At 68.8% G+C, this 539-nt stretch carries 1 protein-coding gene; it reads left to right on the top strand.

The window, feature by feature from the left end:
• Positions 1-476, top strand: a 476-nt coding sequence (locus tag ABD848_RS24935; protein WP_344977681.1) for an NUDIX hydrolase, incomplete at its 5' end; no start/stop codon positions are given.
• Between the last annotated feature and the right edge of the window lie 63 nt (positions 477-539).

Below are 539 nucleotides of genomic sequence, written 5' to 3'. Positions count from 1 at the left end.
CCCACCCCACTCCCCACCACCTCCGCACCGACGAACCACCCCACCCACGCCCCCACCTACGCCGCTTCGCCGCCTACGCCCTCACCACCGACCCCCACGACCGCATCCTCCTGTGCAAAATCGCCCCCGGCTACCCCGGAGCCGACACCTGGCACCTCCCCGGCGGCGGCGTCGACCACGGCGAAACCCCCCACACCGCCCTCCAACGCGAACTCCACGAAGAAACCGGCCAACACGGCCACATCAGCGACCTCTTCGCCATCACCAGCCACTACCGCACCAACCAAACCGGCCCCGAAAGCGACCACACCGACATCCACGCCATCTGGCTCCTCTACCACCTCCACGTCCCCCACCCCACCACCCCACACGTCACCGAAACCACCGGCTCCACCAGCACCACCGCCTGGTACCACCGCACCGACCTCGCCCACCTCCCCCTCTCAGCCACCGCCCACCACGCCCTCACCCTCTAACCCCCTCACACCCGCGCCCGACGCCAAGTCGGAGGCCAAGCGGGCGTAGGAAGACAAAAAAAG

Source organism: Salinactinospora qingdaonensis (assembly GCF_039539445.1).
GTDB lineage: Bacteria > Actinomycetota > Actinomycetes > Streptosporangiales > Streptosporangiaceae > Salinactinospora > Salinactinospora qingdaonensis.
This window is presented reverse-complemented; position numbering and strand designations above follow the sequence as displayed.